Here is a 17166-nt window from a genome sequence, read left to right as displayed (position 1 = left end):
CCTCGGTTCGCCCACGCGTAGTAGGGCACCGCGATCGCGGTCACGGCGTTCGCCGTGTCGGCCGGGAGGCGCGGCTCGCCCTCGGCGCCACCGGCCACGTCGTCGACGCTGGTCGCGTCGGTGGCGCGCGCCGTGCCTCCCGTGCGGCCCGCGTCGATCCTGCGGTACGGCCACGCTGCCCGCTCGTGGCGCGCCGGGGCGTGCCCCGGGACACGGAGCGCGACGACGCCGTCGAGCAGGTCGTCGCGACGTTCCTCGGTGAGCGGCGCGTCCAGGTCGACCGTCAGGTCGTCGACCGTGAAGCCCTCCTGGTCGGCCTGCTCGACCGCGTAGACGAGCGGTCCGCGCTCGATCGCGACCTGCCCGCGGGCGGCGTCGATCCGTGGGTCGGCGGCGTAGCGGTGCGGCGTCGTGTCGAGGACGATCTCGACGGTGTCACCGGCGGTCCACCTGCGGTCGACGACGTGGACCGTGCCCGGCTCTGGCGAGGCCGACCCGTCCGGGCTCGTGACCGTCGTGACGTCGGACCAGGCGGGGATGCGCAGTCCGAGTTCGAGCGGACCGTCCTCGGTCACCGTGACGACGACCCGTCCGTCGTGCGGGTAGCCGGTCGTGACGGTCACCCGGCCCAGGTCGGCGCTCGCGTACTGGTGCAGCTGCAGGCCACCGTCGGTCGCCGTTGCGAGGTACCCGTCGAGGCTCGCGAACGTCCGCATGATGTTCGGCGGGCAGCACGCGCAGTCGAACCAGCCACGCCGGCCGTGCGCCGGGGAACGGTTCTCGTCCTGGTGCGCCTGGTCGCGGTGCTGCAGCGGGTTGACGTAGAAGTACTCCGTGCCGGCGAGGCTCACCCCCGCGAGGAACGCGTTGTACAGCAGTCGCTCGATCGCGTCGGCGTAGACGGGCTTCCCGGTCGCGAGGAGCAGCCGCCACGCCCACTGGATCCCCCCGATGGCCGCACAGGTCTCGGCGTAGCCGCGGTCCGTCGGGAGCTCGTACGGGTCGCCGAACGCCTCCCAGTCCCAGCGCGCACCGAGACCGCCGGTGATGAACGCCTTCGTCGCCGTCATGTCCGCGAACTGGCGCTCGCTCGCGGCGAGGAGCTCGGCGTCCCCGGTCTCGATCGCGACGTCGACCGCGCCGGCCGCGAGGTAGACGGCGCGGACCGCGTGGCCCTCGACCGTCGTGGCCTCGCGCGCGGGGACGCGGTCCGAGAAGTACGTCGGCTCGCCGCCCGCGCGTTCGATGATCCCGTGGCCGCGGGCGTCGACGAACCAGTGCGCGAGGTCGAGGTAGGCGCGCGTGCCGGTCTCGCGGTAGAGCTCGACGAGCCCCATCTCCACGACGGGGTGCCCGTCGATGTCGGCTGTCCGCCCGGGGCCGTCGCCGAACGTCGCCACCAGGTGGTCGGCGTTCTTCGTCGCGACGTCGAGCAGGCCGGTGTCTCCGGTCGCCCGGTGCTGCGCGACGGCTGCCTGGTAGAGGTGTCCGGCGCAGTACAGCTCGTGGCTCCACTTGAGGTCGACGTAGCGCTCGCCCTTCCCGCGGACCTGCTGCACGGAGTCGAGGTAGCCGTCGTCGGCCTGCGCACGGGCGTAGAGGTCTGTGACCTCGCGCTGGAGCTCGAGCAGGTCCTCGGCGGGGGCGCGGCCGTACTCCCAGGCCACGGCCTCGAGCCACTTCGTCACGTCCGAGTCCATGAAGATCGGCCCGACGACCTCGCCCTCCTCGTCACCGGCGGCGATGCGGAGGTTGCGGAAGTTCCCGGCGGTCTCGAGCTGGTGGTACCCGCTGCGGATCGCGTCCCGGCCGTTGCGGTCCTGACGGAGGGCCCAGAACCCGCCGGTGATCCGGGCCTCGCCGGTCGGCAGGGGCCGGAGTGCGAGGTGGGCGTCGGCGGTCGGGAGGACCGGGGTCGCGGTGCGCGGTCGGCTGTCGGTCGCGAGCGTGGTGGTCATGTCGCCTCCTTGCGAGATGTCCTGAGGGATGCCGCGCCGCCGGAGCAAAGCGCTTATCTCGTGCACAGTACGTGCGGCCGACACATCCACGCAAGCGCTGGACGCCGTTCGGTCAGGCCGTGGCGGCGGGAGCGCTCGACGCCCGTTCGACGACGCTGACCGGGTGCTGGACGCGACCGTGCCGCGGGCGTCCCTCGATGGCTTCGACGAGCGCCTGCGCTGCGAGGCGCCCGAGCTCCTCGAGGTGCATGTCGACGCTGGTCAGCGGCGGCCGGGCGTGGTCGACCAGGATGTCCCAGTTGTCGAAGCCCGTGACCGCGACGTCCTCGGGGATGCGGCGGCCGCGCTCGCGGAGGGTGTCGGCCACCCCGCGAGCGATCTGGTCCGAGCCCGCGATCACCCCGTCGACGTCCGGGTGCCGCTCGAGCAGTCGTTCAGTGGCCTCGCGGCCCCACTGCTCGGTCCACTCACCGAACACCCGGCCGGCGCTGCCGACGAGTTCGAGGCCGGCATCGTCGAGGGCCGCCGCGACACCCCGGAGTCGGTCTCGCGCCGCGGCGTAGGAGTCCTCGCCGTTCACCATCGCGATCCGGCGACGGCCCGTGGTGAGCAGGTGCTCGGCGATCAGGCGGCCCGCGAGGACGTTGTCGGGTTCGAAGGAGACGTCGTCGTCGGAGGTCGACGGCGCGTAGACGTAGACGACCGGGACGTCGGTGACCGTGCGGACGGGCTGCCTCGGGTTGGTCGTGCGACCGACGACGAGAAGTCCGTCGACCCGCCGTGTCAGGAGCGACTGGATCTGCAGCTGCTCGCGCATCGGGTCGTCGCGGGCATCCGCGAGCAGGACCGAGAGCGAGCCGGCTCCGAACGCGTCCTCGGCACCGAGCAGGACCGGCAGGACGAAGCGGTTGTCGAGGTCGCTCGTGAGCATCCCGATCGTGTTCGTCGGAGCGCGGTTCAGGGCACGCGCGAACGGGTTCGGGGTGAACGAGAGCGACCGGGCTGCGGCGAGGACGGCTTCTCGTGAGCGGGTCGACACGTGGGCTCGCCCGTTCAGTGCCTTCGACGCGGTCGCGACGGACACCCCGGCCGCGCGCGCGACGTCGGCCAGGGTCACCGTGCCCGGCGTCGTGGTCAGGTGTTCCTGCTCGTCCATCGTGCCTCCGAAACTAGTTTACGAAAGTTCTTGACACGGTGTCGAGAGTTCTCGTACATTCCTCCCGAAACCGGTTTCGGTTCCCCTCGACGGCGAGGCAGCGTCGCCGAGGGGGACCGCTGTCGGACCCGAACCTGCGATCACGTCGCATTCAGAGAGGAACCCGTGATCATGCGTACCAAGACCGCAATCCGCATCGGAGCGTTGGTGGCAGCAGCCAGCGTCGTCGCCGGCCTGACCGGCTGTTCGGCCGGGTCGGCCGGCTCCGGCGGGGGCTCCGCCTCCGGGAGCTACACCTTCTGGGACCCGTACCCCCAGTACGACGCTTCGTCGGCGTGGGGCAAGCTCGTCACGCAGTGCGGCAAGGACGCCGGCGTCACCGTCAAGCGCACCGGCTACGACACGTCCGACCTGACGAACAAGGCGCTCCTCGCGGGCCAGCAGGGCAAGTCGCCGGACGTGCTCCTCGTCGACAACCCCGTCGTGTCGACGCTCGCCCAGGCGGGCATCCTCACCGACACCGCGACGAACGGGCTGAAGACCGGTTCGATCTCGGAGAACATCCTCGGAGCCGGCGTCATCGACGGCAAGACCTACGGCGTCCCGATCGGTGCGAACACCCTCGCGCTCTACTACAACCCCAAGGTGCTGCAGGCCGCCGGCGTCGACGTGGCCTCGATCACGGACTGGGACTCGCTGACCGCCGCCCTGGCGAAGGTGAAGGCCGCCGGGAAGAAAGGGATCACCTTCTCCGGGATCAACACCGAGGAGGGTTCGTTCCAGTTCCTGCCCTGGTTCTGGGGCGCCGACGCCGACCTGACGAAGCTCGACTCGTCGAAGGCGGAGGACGCGCTCGCCCTGTGGAAGGGCTGGATCGACAAGGGCTACGCCCCGAACTCGGTCATCCAGAACACCCAGACGACCAGCTGGCAGGAGTTCCAGTCGGGCGACTTCGCGTTCGGCGAGAACGGCACCTGGCAGAAGGACGCCGCGAAGCAGATGGGCGCCGGCGTCATCACGATCCCGGCGAAGGACGGGGGCGCCGCTCCGGTGCCGACCGGTGGTGAGTTCTTCACCATCCCGGTGCAGAAGGACACCGCCCGCTACGCGACCACGAAGAAGATCGTGTCCTGCCTGTCGTCCGGCGACAACGTCGTGAAGACCGACAACACGCTGAACTACATCGCCGCGTCGTCCGACCTCCAGCAGCAGCAGCTGTCCGCGAACAAGGACCTGTCCACCTGGGTCGACGCGGTGAAGGCCGCGAGGGCACGCACGGGCGACAACCTCGGCACGAAGTACCCGGTCATCTCCGAGCAGCTCTGGACCGCTGTCCAGAAGGCCGAGTCCGGCTCCGCGTCGCCGTCCGCCGCGCTGGAGGCAGCGCAGCAGGCCGTCGACTCGAAGCTGAACAAGTAACCCGACCGCGCCACCGAACACCACGAAGAGAGAAGTCGACACGACCATGACGACCGACACGACGTCACTGCGAGCGTCGGCTGCGCGGACCCGGGCCGAGGGCGCCACCGCCCCGGCCCGGGCCCGACGGGCCCGCGCCACACGTCGAGCACAGCTGACCGCCTGGGCGTTCCTCGCCCCCGTGGCGCTCTACCTCGTGCTCTTCTACGCGTACCCGCTCTACAAGAACATCGAGCTGAGCCTCAAGCACTACACGGTCGCCTCGTTCGTCTCCGGCAACGCCCCGTTCGTCGGACTGCAGAACTTCGTGCAGGTCTTCACGAGCGCGACGTTCGCCCCCGCGATCTGGAACACGACCGTCTTCGTGCTCGTCTCGATCGTCGTGCAGTTCGCACTCGGACTCGCGCTCGCGGTGTTCTTCCACAACCACTTCCCGCTGTCCGGGCTGCTCCGCGCGCTGTTCCTCGTGCCGTGGCTGCTCCCGCTGCTCGTGTCGGCGTCGACCTGGTCGTGGATGATGAACAGCGACTCGGGCATCGTCAACGCCTTCCTGGAGGCCGTGGGCATCGGGCAGATCAACTGGCTGACGTCCCCGCAGTGGTCCTTGTTCGCCGTGCTGATCGCGAACGTCTGGATCGGCATCCCGTTCAACCTCGTGATCATGTACTCCGGACTGCAGGGCATCCCCGGGGAGCTGTACGAGGCCGCGTCCCTCGACGGCGCCAACGGTTGGCAGCGGTTCTGGCGCATCACCTTCCCGCTGCTCCGACCGGTCACCGCGATCACCCTGCTGCTCGGCTTCGTCTACACGCTCAAGGTCTTCGACATCATCTGGATCATGACCAAGGGCGGCCCGTCCGGCTCCTCGACGACGCTCGCGATCTGGTCCTACCAGTTGGGCTTCGGGTCGCTCCTTCCCGACTTCAGCTCCGCCGCCACCGTGGGCAACGTGCTCATCGTCATCGCCCTCGTGGTCGGCCTGATCTACGCGCGCGTGCAGCGCCGCCTGGAGGTGTGACATGGCCACCACGACCGTCACCCGAGCCGTCACGACCCGCACGACGAGCGGTCGTCCACGCGCCACCGGGACCGCTCCCGCCGCGAAGCGCTGGTGGCGCACCGCACTCGGCGTCGTCCTCACCGCGGTGATGCTGTTCCCCGTCTACTGGATGGTCAACGTCTCGCTGACCCGCGACCAGGACATGCGGAAGAGCCCGCCGAACCTCATCCCGATCGACGGCACGCTGCACGGCTACACGACCGTCCTCGGCCAGCAGCTGCCGTTCCTCGGCACGAGTCTCGTCGTCGGCATCGGCACCGTCGTGCTGACCCTCGCGCTGTCGGCCCCAGCGGCCTACTCGCTGGCCAAGCTGCAGCCGCGCGGCGGCGGCGCGATGAGCTTCGTGCTGCTGATCGCGCAGATGATCCCCGCGATCATCATGGCGATGGGGTTCTACACGATCTACGTGCAGCTCGGGATCCTCGACACCGTGTGGGGGCTCATCCTCGCCGACTCGACCATCGCCGTGCCGTTCGGGGTCCTGATCTTCACGGCGTTCATGCGGGGGATCCCGGACGAGTTGCTCAACGCGGCACGGATCGACGGCGCGAACACCTGGCGCACGTTCACCTCGATCGTCATGCCCGTCAGCCGCAACTCGATCGTGACGGTCTCGCTCTTCAGCTTCCTGTGGGCGTGGTCCGACTTCCTGTTCGCGAACACCCTGGACGGCGGCGGAGACGCCAAGCCCATCACCCTCGGCATCTACGCCTACATCGGCAACAACAACCAGGAGTGGAACTCGATCATGGCCACCGCCGTGGTCGCCTCGATCCCCGCAGCCGTACTCCTCGTCCTCGCGCAGCGCTACGTCGCCGCCGGCGTCACGGCCGGCGCCGTCAAGGACTGAGACCACCGATCCCGTTCCGGAGAACATCGTGACCATCATCAACAGCACCACCACCGCGAGCGGCCCGGTCGTCCCGTCCACGAGTGCACTGCGGCCGCTCCACCTCGGCGACCTGCGCCTGACCGGCGGGTACTGGGCCGACTGGCAGCAGCGCAACGCCGACGCCGTCATCGCCCACTGCGAGACCTGGATGGAACGCATCGGGTGGATCGGCAACTTCGACGCCGCGGCGGCGGGCGGACCGTTCGAGCACGCGGGCATCGAGTTCGTCGACTCCGAGGTGTACAAGCTCCTCGAGGCGATGGCGTGGCAGCTCGCGCTGGGCCACGACCAGGACCTCGAGGACCGGTACTCGCGCCTCGTGGACCGGGTCGCGGCTGCGCAGGACCCGGACGGCTACCTGCACACGAGCTTCGGCCGGCCGTGGCAACGACCGCGGTGGTCGGACCTCGAGTGGGGGCACGAGCTGTACTCGATGGGGCACCTGGTCCAGGCGGCGGTCGCACGGCTGCGCACCGCCGGGGGCGGACGGCTCGTCGACGTGGCGATCCGCGTCGCCGACCACCTGGTCGACGTGTTCGGGGACGACGGCCGGGAGGCGGTGTGCGGCCACCCGGAGATCGAGCCGGCCCTCGTGGAGCTCGGCCGGGCGACCGGCGACCACCGGTACATCCGGCTCGCGCAGCTGTTCGTCGAGCGCCGCGGGCACGGACTGCTCGCCCCGATCGAGTACGGGCAGGAGTACTTCCAGGACGACGTCCCCGTGCGCGACGCCTCGGTGCTGCGCGGCCATGCCGTCCGAGCGCTCTACCTGGCGGCGGGAGCGGTCGACGTCGCGGTGGAGACGGGTGACGGACAACTCCTGCACGCAGTCGAGGAACAGTGGGCGAACACGGTCGCGAAGCGCACGTACCTCACCGGGGCGATGGGAGCGCACCACCAGGACGAGGCGTTCGGTGCCGACTTCGAGCTCCCGCCGGACCGTGAGTACGGCGAGACCTGCGCCGCCATCGCGTCGAACATGCTCTCGTGGCGTCTGCTGCTCGAGACCGGCGAGTCGAAGTACGCCGACCTCATCGAGCGCACCCTCTACAACGCGGTCATGGTGGCTCCGCGGGAGGACGGCCGCGCCTTCTTCTACGCCAACACCATGCACCAGCGCGTCGCGGGGACGGTCCCGCCCGAGGACGAGGTCAGCCGTCGCGCCCTGTCGAGCCTGCGTGCTCCGTGGTTCGAGGTCTCCTGCTGCCCGACGAACCTGGCCCGCACGCTCGCGAGCGTGCAGACGCTCTTCGCGACGGTCAGCGACGACGGGCTACAACTCCACCAGTACGGCGACTACGACGTCGAGACGACACTCGGGACCGGGAGCCGTGCGGTGTTCTCGGTCCGCTCGGACTGGCCGCGCTCCGGAAGGGTCCAGATCACCGCCACCGCAGACTCGGACGGCCCGATCGCCCTCCGGCTGCGGGTGCCGTCCTGGTCTTCGGGCGCCACGCTCGACGTGGCTGGCCAGGCGGTACCCGTGGAGGGCGACACCGTGACGGTGACCAGGGCCTTCGTCACCGGGGACCGCGTCGTCCTCGACGTCCCGGTCCGTGCTCGTCTGACGGTGCCGGACCCGCGCATCGACGCGGTCCGAGGCACCGTCGCCGTCGAGCGCGGGCCCCTCGTGTACGCGGTCGAGTCGGTCGACGCCGACACGGACGTCCGCGACCTCGTGGTGACCGCCGGTGCCGAGGTGGTGGACCACGGCGACGGCGACGTCCGGCTGCCGGTCCGCTCGCTCGCGGTCCCCGATCCCGGGGGCCTCCCGTACGGCACCCGTCCCACGGCCGTCTCGACGGGCACGCCGCGCGCGGTCCGCCTGGTGCCCTACGCCACGTGGGGCAACCGCGGCCCGTCGACGATGCGCGTGTTCATCCCCACCGAGTAGCTCCCACGGCGCCGAGCACCTGATCCGCTCGGCGCCGTGGGCCCCGAGCCGGACGGTCGCTTCCTGCAGGGCTGAGCCGAGAGGAGGAGCGATGACGCTCAACGGCACCGAGAAACCGACGATCTACGACGTGGCGCTCGTCGCCGGCGTGTCCCACCAGACGGTCTCCCGCGTCCTGAACCACCCGGAGACGGTACGGCCGGCGAACCGGCACCGCGTCCTCGCGGTCATCGCGTACCTGGGCTACGAGCGCAACACCGAGGCCGAGCAACTCGGTCGGCTGCACAAGAACCAACCCGCCGCGGGCAGCTCGGACTGATCCGACGAACCAACCGGCTCGACGACCAGGCGCGAGACGGTCCCACACCGTTCCGGACCACCCGGAACCGCACGAGGAGGAAGCAATGACGCATCTTCGAGTACCAGCAACACCCCAACACCGCCGAGGTCGACGACGCCGGGCCGGAGCGGTCCTCTCCGCGCTCGTCGTCGCGGGGACCGCGGTCTTCGGCCTCGGCTCCACCGCGCCGGCCTTCGCCGCCGGCAACACGCTCACGGTCAACGTCGGAACCACCGTCCGCCCGGTCACCCACGTCGCTGCAGGTGGCCTGTACGGCGTCGACACGGGCAGCACGCCGCCGTTGAGCCAGCTGTACCCGCTGCACCCCAACACCTTCACCCAGCCGCCACCCGGCACCCAACAGCTCGGCAACGGTGCGACCAGCCCGTGCTGCGACGGCTTGCAGGTCGCCGGGAAGGTCACCGACGCCGGCGCGCAGCAGTACCTCCGGCTCCCGGACATCTTCAGTACGTTCCCCTACAACTGGGTCAGCTGGCCAGACTGGGAGTCGAAGATCAAGTCGATGATCACGGCCCGGGTGAACGCGACGAACACGACGAACATCGCCGGGTACGAGATCTGGAACGAGCCGGACGCCAACTGGACGACCAGCACGAAGAACGACCCGAACGCCGGCAGCTACCTCGACATGTGGACGCGGACCTACCGCGACATCCGCGCGATCGACACGCTGACCCCGATCGTCGGGCCGGGCGCGAGCTCGTACAACCACGACTTCATGCTCTCGTTCATGACGAACGCGAAGAACACGAGCACGCTGCCGTCGGTCGCCGTGTGGCACGAGCTCGGGGACTTCAGCTACCAGGACGTGCAGGCCCACGTGACGGACTTCCGCTCGATCGAGGACTCCCTCGGGCTGCCGCACATCCCGATCTCGATCAACGAGTACGCATCGCCGGGCCAGGTCGACCAGCCCAGCATCGGCGTGCACTACATGGCCTCGTTCGAGCGTGCCGGGATCGCCAACGCCGAGCGGGCGTACTGGTACGAAGCCGGCACCATGGACGGGCTGCTGTACAACAACCTGCCCACCGCGTCCTACTGGGCGTACAAGTGGTACGGCGACCAGTCCGGGAACGTCGTCCAGACCGTGCCGCAGTCCTACCTGGACGGTGTCGCCTCGTACGACGCGAGCCGGAAGCAGGTGAACGTCGTCTTCGGCGGGGACAGCGGCTCGAACACCGTCAAGGTGACCGGCCTGTCGGGTCTCGGCAGCCAGGTCTCGGTGCAGCTCTCCTCGACCAACACCACCGGCCGGACGACGAACCAGGCCGCGCCGAACCTCGTCTCGACGACGACCTACAACGTCGTGAACGGTTCGATCACCGTCCCCGTCACCGACATGGACGCGGTCGCGGCGTACCAACTGCTGATCACCCCGACGTCCGGCGTGCCCACGTACCAGCAGACCTACGAGGCGGAGAACGCCACCGTCGTCAACGCCAGCCGACTGTCCTCGTCGACCGCGTCGAACGGTGGCTACGTCGGCCGCATCGACGGCACCGGTGACGCGCGGACCGACAGCTTCGTGGACTTCCTCGTCAACGTGCCGACCGCCAAGGTCTACACCATGACCATCAAGTACGCGAACGCCACCGGCACGAACGCCACCCAGGGACTCGCCTACAACGGCGGCGCGTTCTCCACGGTCACCTACCCGCCGACCTCCTCCGGCTGGGGGAACCCCACCGGAAGCGTCGACGTCACGGTGCAGCTCAGGGCGGGCTACAACATGATCCGACTCGCGAAGGGCTCGCCGAGCTACGCCGGCGGTACCGGCTACGCCGAACTCGACAGCATCCACCTGCAGTAACGGTGGACGAGGCCGAGACCGCTCCTGACGGAGCGGGCTCGGCCTGCGAGTCCGAGACCCGGACGCACCGCGCGGCGGTTGCGCGTGTGAGCGCTCACGTACTACCGTGTGAGCGCTCACTCAACGATGAGAGCAGGAGAGAACATGGACGCCGACGACCACCGCCGACGGGCCGTCACCGAGGGCCGAGCCGCCCTCGGCATCGAACTCGGCTCGACGCGCATCAAGGCCGTCCTGGTCGACGAGGACCTCCGCCCCGTCGCGAGCGGCTCCCACGAGTGGGAGAACGAGTACGTCGACGGTCGCTGGACCTACTCCCTGGACGCCGTCGAGGCCGGGCTCCGTGCTGCGTACGCAGACCTCGTGGACGACGTCGAGCGGCAGTACGGCGTCCGTCCGACCACGTTCCGCGCCGCGGGCGTCTCGGCGATGATGCACGGCTACCTCGCGTTCGACGCCGACGGCGAGCTGCTCGTGCCCTTCCGGACGTGGCGCAACACCTCGACCGGCCCGGCGGCCGAGCGACTGAGCGCCGCCCTCGACTTCAACGTCCCACAGCGCTGGTCGATCGCGCACCTGGCCCAGGCCGTCCTCGACGACGAGCCGCACGTCGCGCAGATCGCCGGGATCACGACGCTCGCCGGCTACGTCCACCGACGCCTCACCGGCCGCGACGTCCTCGGCGTCGGCGACGCGAGCGGCCTGTTCCCGATCGACTCCGCACCCGTCGAGAGCGCTCCCGGGGAACCGGGACGTCGCGACTACGACGCCGCCATGCTCGCGACCACGCAGGACCTGCTCGGGGAGCGGGTGCCGGACCTGCGCGCGCTGCTGCCCGAGGTGCTCGTCGCCGGCGAGGAGGCGGGGGCGCTCACCCCCGAGGGTGCCGCGTGGCTCGACCCCACCGGTACGCTCCAGCCCGGTGTGGCCCTCTGTCCGCCCGAGGGCGACGCGGGCACGGGCATGGTCGCGACGAACGCCGTCGCACCGCGTACCGGCAACGTCAGCGTGGGCACGAGCATCTTCGCGATGGTCGTCCTCGAACGCCCGCTGAGCACCCCGCACGAGGAACTCGACGTCGTCACCACCCCGTCGGGCGACGCCGTGGCGATGGTGCACTGCAACAACGGCGCGAGCGAGATCGCCGCCTGGGCGCGGGTGTTCGGACGGTTCGCCGAGGCGACGAGTGCACGAACGGGCGGTCCGGCCGTCGACGTCGACGACGTCTACGCGGTCCTGCTCGGCGAAGCGACGGGCGAGGAGACCGACCCGGACGCCGGCGGCCTGCTCTCCTTCAACTACCTCGCCGGTGAGCCCGTGACCGGCGTCGAGGACGGTCGACCGCTGCTCCTCCGCACGCCCGGCGCCCGCTTCACCCTCGGCAACCTCGTCCGCTCCGAGGTGCACGGCGCCTTCGCCACCCTCGCGATCGGCATGGAGGTCCTGCACGGCGAGCGCGTCGCCGTCGACCGGATGACCGCGCACGGCGGCCTGTTCCGCACGCCGGGTGCGCCGCAGCGCCTGCTCGCCGCCGCCCTCCGCGTGCCCGTCGCCCTCGAGGAGACCGCGGGGGAGGGCGGTGCCTGGGGCATCGCGGTCCTCGCGGCGTACCTCGAGCACACCGACCGGACGCTCGCCGACTTCCTGGCCGAGACGGTCTTCGGGGGTGACTCGGTGCACGTCGCCGAGCCCGAGGAGCGGGACGTCCGGGGTTTCCAGGACTACCTCGCCCGGTACCGCGCGGCGCTGCCGGTGCAGGACGTGGCGGCAGCGGCGACGCGCACCAACCCGACCACCGACCAGAGCGAGCCGACCGACGGGGGCGATCCGCGCCTCCAGACCGATGTCGGCGCCGACACGGCCGACGCCGACACGGCCGACGCCGCTGACGCCGACAGGCAGAAGGAGCCGACCGCATGACGGACCCGACCACCGACGAGACGAAGGCAGCCGTCGCCGCCGCGCGCGAGCGCGTCGCCACCCTGCACGGCGAGCTCGTCCGCTACGGCCTGGTGATCTGGACCGGCGGCAACGTGTCCGAGCGCGTCCCGGGCACCGACCTCTTCGTGATCAAGCCGAGCGGGGTGTCGAGCGACGAGCTCCGCCCCGAGAACCAGGTCGTCTGCACCCTCGACGGCGTGCCGGCTGATGGGTGGGGCAACGCGCACGGCCCGTCCTCCGACACCGCGGCGCACGCCTACGTGTACCGGAACATGCCCGAGGTGGGCGGGGTCGTGCACACCCACTCGACGTACGCCACCGCCTGGGCCGCGCGCGCCGAGGAGATCCCGTGCGTGATCACGGCGATGGCTGACGAGTTCGGCGGTCCGATCCCGGTCGGTCCGTTCGCGATCATCGGCGACGACTCGATCGGGCACGGCATCGTCGACACCCTCAGCGGACACCGGAGCCGTGCCGTGCTCATGCAGAACCACGGTGTGTTCACGATCGGGCGCGACGCGAAGGACGCCGTGAAGGCCGCGGTGATGTGCGAGGACGTCGCGCGGACCGTCCACATCGCGAAGCAGGGCGGCGAGCTCGTGCCCATCGCCCAGGACAACATCGATCGACTCTTCGATCGCTACCAGAACGTCTACGGACAGAACCCCGAAGGAGCGCTCTCATGACGCACGTCGTCGACCCCGCCGAAACGCTGGCGGGCTACGAGGTCTGGTTCCTCACCGGGTCGCAGGAGCTCTACGGGGAGGAGACCCTCCGCCAGGTCGAGCAGCAGAGCAAGGCCGTGCACGAGACGCTGGCGCCGCACGTGCCGGTCAAACTCGTGTGGAAGCCCGTCCTCAAGGACGCCGACGGCATCCGCCGCGCCCTCATCGAGGCCAGCGCGGACGACAAGGTGATCGGTGTCACGACGTGGATGCACACGTTCAGCCCCGCGAAGATGTGGATCGGCGGGCTCCAGGCGCTCACGAAGCCGCTGCTGCACCTCCACACGCAGGCGAACGTCGCGCTCCCGTGGGGTGACATCGACTTCGACTTCATGAACCTCAACCAGGCCGCGCACGGCGACCGCGAGTTCGGCTACGCCCTGGCGCGCCTCGGCGTCCGGCACGCCACCGCGGTCGGGCACGTCTCCGACGAGCGCGTGCAGACCCGGGTGGCGAACTGGACCCGTGCGGCCGCTGGTGCGGCTGCGGTCCGCGAACTCAAGCTCACCCGCTTCGGCGACAACATGCGCTACGTCGCCGTGACCGAGGGCGACAAGACCGAGGCCGAGATCGAGCTCGGCGTCCAGGTGAACACCTGGGCGGTGAACGAGCTCGCGGCAGCGGTGGAGGCAGCGAGCGAGCAGGACGTCGACGCGCTCGTGGCGACCTACGACGAGTCGTACGACCTGGTGCCCGAGCTCCGCGCCGACGGCGATCGTCGCGCCGCGCTCCGCGACGGCGCCGCCATCGAGCTCGGGCTCCGCGCGCTCCTGGAGCAGAACGGCTCCGCCGCGTTCACCACGAACTTCGAGGACCTCGGCACGCTCAAGCAGCTCCCCGGCCTCGCGGTGCAGCGGCTCATGGCCGACGGCTACGGCTTCGGCGCCGAGGGCGACTGGAAGACCGCCGTCCTCGTCCGCGCGATGAACGTCGCCGGTGCAGGACTCCCCGGTGGCGCGAGCCTGATGGAGGACTACACGTACGACCTCACCCCGGGTGCCGAGAAGATCCTCGGCGCGCACATGCTGGAGGTGTCGCCGACGCTCACCACCACGAAGCCGACGCTCGAGATCCACCCGCTCGGCATCGGCGGCAAGGACGACCCGGTCCGCCTCGTCTTCACCGCCGACGCCGGTGAAGCCGTCGTCGTGGCGCTCTCCGACACCCGCGACGGCTTCCGCCTCACCGCGAACGTCGTCGACGTGGTCCCGCCGACCGAGGCGCTGCCCAAGCTGCCGGTCGGACGTGCGGTCTGGGAGCCGCGCCCGTCGTTCCCGGTCGCCGCGGAGGCCTGGCTCACCGCCGGCGCCGCGCACCACACCGTCATGACGACGGCCGTCGGCCTGCAGGTCGTCGAGGACTTCGCGACGATGGTCGGCACCGAGTTCCTCGTCATCGACGAGCACACCACGGCGCGCGGCTTCCGCGACGAACTCCGGCTCCAGCAGACCTGGCACCGACTCGACCGGGGGTTCTAGGCTCGTGACCGTGACCGCGACGACGCGTACGAACTGGGCCGGGAACGTCACCTACGGGGCGTCCGAACTCCTCTCGCCGACCTCCGTCGACGAGGTCCGTCGCGTCGTCGCGGCGACGCCGCGCCTCACGGCGCTCGGGTCGAAGCACTCCTTCAACCGGATCGCCGACACCGACGGTGCGCAGCTGACGCTCGCCGGCCTCCCGCCCGTGCTCGACGTCGATGCCGACCGTCGGGTCGTGCGGGTCGCGGCCGGCATGACGCACGCGCAGGTCGCGGCCGGCCTGGAGGCCCGTGGCTGGGCACTCGCGAACCTCGCGTCCCTGCCGCACATCTCCACGGCAGGGGCGGTCGCCACCGGCACGCACGGCTCCGGCGTCCGCAACCCGTCGCTCGCGCAGGCGGTGGTCGGCCTCGAGGTCGTCCGTGCCGACGGCTCACTCGAGCGGATCGATGCCTCGACGCCGGACGGTGCCCTCGACGCGCACCGGGTGGCCCTCGGCGCGCTCGGCGTCGTCACCGCGGTCGAGCTGGCGATCGAGCCCTCGTTCCAGGTCGCGACGACCGTGTTCCTCGACCTGCCGTGGGAAGCGGTGACGGAGCACTTCGACGCCGTGGTGTCCGACGCCTACTCGGTGTCGCTCTTCACGGCGTTCGACGACCGCGGCGCCCGCCAGGTGTGGGTGAAGCACCGCGTGGACGAGGCCGCGCCGACGGTCGACCTCGTCGCCCTCGGGGCACGGGCCGCGACCGGGCCGGTGCACCCCGGCGAGAACGACCCGGCCGGCGTCACCGAGCAGGGCGGTGTCCCGGGTCCGTGGTCCGAACGGCTGCCGCACTTCCGCTCGGCGTTCACTCCCTCGACCGGCGCGGAGATCCAGTCGGAGTACCTCGTGCCCGCCGCCCACGCGGTGTCCGCACTGCAGGCCCTGCGACCGCTGCAGGACCAGCTCGCACCGATCCTCATCGCCGCCGAGGTCCGCACCGTGGCCGCCGACACCGCCTGGCTCGCGCCGTCGTCCGAGCGGCAGTCGGTCGGCATCCACTTCACGTTCCGCCGCGAACCCGAGGCGGTCGAGGCCGCGGTGCGCCGGATCGAGGACGTCCTCGCTCCCTTCGACCCGCGGCCGCACTGGGGGAAGGTCTCGGTCGCGAGTGCCGAGCGGCTGCACGAGGCGTACCCGCGGCTCGGCGACTTCGCGGCGCTCGCGCGGGACCTCGACCCGGCGGGACGCTTCCGGAACGCCTTCCTCGCGCGCGTCCTGAGCTGAGGGCCGTCTCCGCGCTCACAGCGGTCTCGCACGGGTTCCGCGGCAGGTACACCGGGCGGTCGCTGAGTGCTCACATGTGTGATCACAAAGGTTGGGTCATGGCGAACCTCAACCGCTTCCTCGGGATGGCCTCGAAGGTCATCGACCAGCAGCTGAACAAGCGCGGGCAGCCGGGGTCCACGCAGCACCACGGCCCCGGCCAGCCGGGCGGCGGCCGATCCGGCGGCACCGACTGGCGCGACGTCGTCCGGTCCGCGGCGGACAAGCTCACCGGTGACGACCGCAACCGGCACGGCCAGCAGTCCCCGTCGCAGCAGCCGTACGGCCAGCAGCCGCCCGCGTGGCAGACGCAAGCGTCCGCTGCGCCGTCCGCGCAGCACGGTCCGGTCGACGCCGACAAGGTGGCCATCGCGAAGTACGACTACCTGCTCCGCACCGCGCCGCCGGAGCGTCTCGAGCAGGTCCACCACGACGCCTTCGCCCGCCTCACGCCCGCGCAACGGCAGGAGATCCGCAACCGACTGAACTCGCAGCTCCCGCCGAACGAGCACCTGCGCGACGACTCCGCCGCCGGACTCGCGCGCGCCGCGACCCGGGGCGAGGTCCAGCGTCCGGGGCTCCTGCGCCGTGTCCTCGGTGGCAGGGGTGGGGCGTTCGCCGGGGGAGCCGCGGTGGGAGCCGGGGCGATGGCGGTCGGCGGCATCGGTGTCGCGGTCGCCGGAGCCGCGGTCATGAGCGCCGCCGCCGGACCGGTCCTCGCGGACGCCGTCGGCTCCGGGGTCGACTTCGAGGGCATCGCCTCCGGGATCGGCGACGTCGGGCTCGCAGACACGGGTCTCGCGGACCTCGGTGAGGGCGCGCAGGGCCTCCTCGGCGACGGCGAGCAGATCCTCGGCGGGTTCGGTGAGCAGGCGTCGGGGCTGGGCGAGCAGGCGTCGAACCTCGGCAACGACTTCCTCGGGGGCCTGTTCGACCGCTGATCCGGGCGGAGCGTGGACGCCGAGACCCGGCTGGCGGACACGTCCGCGGCGGCGGAGCGCGAACGTGTCCGCCGAGCCGAGACCCGCGGTACGCGCGGCGCGCCGACTGCTCGGGATCGATGTGTGCGCATCGGGAATGTGCGGCGGAACGGGACGATTGGACCGTTACGTCGTGCGACGTCCGTCGCGCGCGAGATTCGGCCGGCCGAGGCCCGCGGT

General features: G+C 70.9%; 13 protein-coding genes. 11 read left to right on the top strand and 2 right to left on the bottom strand.

What is annotated here, in order from left to right; genetic code table 11:
* Together ACSW7Y_RS05240 and ACSW7Y_RS05235 are read right to left on the bottom strand one after the other, a co-directional pair.
* Positions 1-1958: glycoside hydrolase family 127 protein (locus tag ACSW7Y_RS05240; protein ID WP_438125280.1), on the bottom strand; the 1958-nt coding region annotated here is incomplete at its 3' end.
* A gap of 112 nt (positions 1959-2070) precedes the next feature.
* On the bottom strand, positions 2071-3114 hold the full coding sequence (locus ACSW7Y_RS05235; RefSeq protein ID WP_438125279.1) for a LacI family DNA-binding transcriptional regulator: 1044 nt from the start codon (positions 3112-3114) through the stop codon (positions 2071-2073).
* A 171-nt stretch (positions 3115-3285) separates the two neighbouring features.
* Here ACSW7Y_RS05235 and ACSW7Y_RS05230 point away from each other — a divergent pair, with 171 nt between their 5' ends.
* The 11 genes from ACSW7Y_RS05230 to ACSW7Y_RS05180 all read left to right on the top strand — a co-directional run bounded on the left by ACSW7Y_RS05230 (position 3286) and on the right by ACSW7Y_RS05180 (position 16947).
* Positions 3286-4533, top strand: a complete 1248-nt coding sequence (locus ACSW7Y_RS05230; RefSeq protein ID WP_438125278.1) for a sugar ABC transporter substrate-binding protein — start codon at positions 3286-3288, stop codon at positions 4531-4533.
* Between the two features lie 46 nt (positions 4534-4579).
* A complete protein-coding gene (locus ACSW7Y_RS05225; RefSeq protein WP_438125277.1) occupies positions 4580-5551 on the top strand; it encodes a carbohydrate ABC transporter permease in 972 nt (323 codons plus the stop codon).
* 1 nt (position 5552) lies between these two features.
* The gene (locus ACSW7Y_RS05220; protein WP_438125276.1) at positions 5553-6443 is read left to right on the top strand and encodes a carbohydrate ABC transporter permease; all 891 of its coding nucleotides are present in this window, start codon (positions 5553-5555) and stop codon (positions 6441-6443) included.
* 28 nt (positions 6444-6471) lie between these two features.
* Positions 6472-8379 (top strand): glycoside hydrolase family 127 protein, encoded by a 1908-nt coding sequence (locus ACSW7Y_RS05215; RefSeq protein ID WP_438125275.1) that lies wholly within the window; start codon positions 6472-6474, stop codon positions 8377-8379.
* Between the two features lie 91 nt (positions 8380-8470).
* Positions 8471-8698, top strand: coding sequence for a LacI family DNA-binding transcriptional regulator (locus ACSW7Y_RS05210; protein WP_438125274.1), 228 nt, complete (start codon positions 8471-8473; stop codon positions 8696-8698).
* Between the two features lie 85 nt (positions 8699-8783).
* Positions 8784-10553, top strand: a complete 1770-nt coding sequence (locus ACSW7Y_RS05205; protein ID WP_438125273.1) for a CBM35 domain-containing protein — start codon at positions 8784-8786, stop codon at positions 10551-10553.
* A 144-nt stretch (positions 10554-10697) separates the two neighbouring features.
* A complete protein-coding gene (locus ACSW7Y_RS05200) occupies positions 10698-12473 on the top strand; it encodes a xylulokinase (RefSeq protein ID WP_438125272.1) in 1776 nt (591 codons plus the stop codon).
* The gene (locus tag ACSW7Y_RS05195; protein ID WP_438125271.1) at positions 12470-13180 is read left to right on the top strand and encodes an L-ribulose-5-phosphate 4-epimerase; all 711 of its coding nucleotides are present in this window, start codon (positions 12470-12472) and stop codon (positions 13178-13180) included. The genes ACSW7Y_RS05200 and ACSW7Y_RS05195 overlap by 4 nt, the downstream gene beginning before the upstream one ends.
* Positions 13177-14697 (top strand): L-arabinose isomerase, encoded by a 1521-nt coding sequence (araA, locus tag ACSW7Y_RS05190; RefSeq protein WP_438125270.1) that lies wholly within the window; start codon positions 13177-13179, stop codon positions 14695-14697. Before ACSW7Y_RS05195 ends, araA begins: the two co-directional genes overlap by 4 nt.
* A gap of 10 nt (positions 14698-14707) precedes the next feature.
* Positions 14708-15967, top strand: a complete 1260-nt coding sequence (locus ACSW7Y_RS05185) for a D-arabinono-1,4-lactone oxidase (protein WP_438125269.1) — start codon at positions 14708-14710, stop codon at positions 15965-15967.
* A 98-nt stretch (positions 15968-16065) separates the two neighbouring features.
* Entirely contained in the window at positions 16066-16947 is an 882-nt protein-coding gene (locus ACSW7Y_RS05180; protein ID WP_438125268.1) for a cation-transporting ATPase, read from the top strand.
* Positions 16948-17166: the final 219 nt, after the last annotated feature.

It is taken from the genome of Curtobacterium flaccumfaciens (assembly GCF_051548005.1).
In the GTDB taxonomy this organism is placed as follows: domain Bacteria; phylum Actinomycetota; class Actinomycetes; order Actinomycetales; family Microbacteriaceae; genus Curtobacterium.
This window is presented reverse-complemented; position numbering and strand designations above follow the sequence as displayed.